This window comes from Bartonella sp. AS69XJJH (genome assembly GCF_042195585.1).
GTDB lineage: Bacteria > Pseudomonadota > Alphaproteobacteria > Rhizobiales > Rhizobiaceae > Bartonella.
On sequence record NZ_JBHIOO010000155.1, the window covers coordinates 1 to 523 of the forward strand.

Below are 523 nucleotides of genomic sequence, written 5' to 3' on the forward strand. Positions count from 1 at the left end.
CTTAAGAGTTTAGACAATTTGGGTTGAGTCATTTTCAAAAGTTGACTAGCCTGTTTTTGTGTTAAGTTCTTTTCTTTAAGAATTTGACTAATCTTATGAGCAAGTTGCGCTTTGATAAGCATCTCTCTGGAATCTGAAAAGCCAAGATCCGCATAAACATTGGAACTACCGTGAAAAACATTGATCATTTTAATTCCCTTCTAATTGTTCTGCTAACTTGAGACGTTCTTTAATCAGATTAATGTCTGGTTTTGGTGTTGCAATGCCACGGGTCGATTTTTTCTGAAAACAATGCAACACATAAAGAGATTTTTTATATTGTATCGTATAAACAGCGCGATAAGTTCCTTGAATATCGCGTTCAATAATTTCTAGAACATTGGCAGATCCAAACCCCTTGAGAACCTTAACATTTTCTCCTCTATCTCCTATCTGAGCAAGATAAAGAGCATAACCAATCCTTTGTTGAATAAGATCAGGAAGACTTTTTATATCTTTGAGTGAAGAACCAAGCCATATGATA

Annotated in this window: 2 protein-coding genes; both read right to left on the reverse strand. The window is 34.8% G+C overall.

The annotated features are described in order from the left end of the window. The coding region (locus tag ACFIK6_RS10305) for a helix-turn-helix domain-containing protein (protein WP_375642796.1) at positions 1-188 on the reverse strand (188 nt) is incomplete at its 3' end. A 1-nt stretch (position 189) separates the two neighbouring features. Next, the gene (locus ACFIK6_RS10310; protein WP_375642797.1) at positions 190-522 is read right to left on the reverse strand and encodes a type II toxin-antitoxin system RelE/ParE family toxin; all 333 of its coding nucleotides are present in this window, start codon (positions 520-522) and stop codon (positions 190-192) included. Between the last annotated feature and the right edge of the window lies 1 nt (position 523).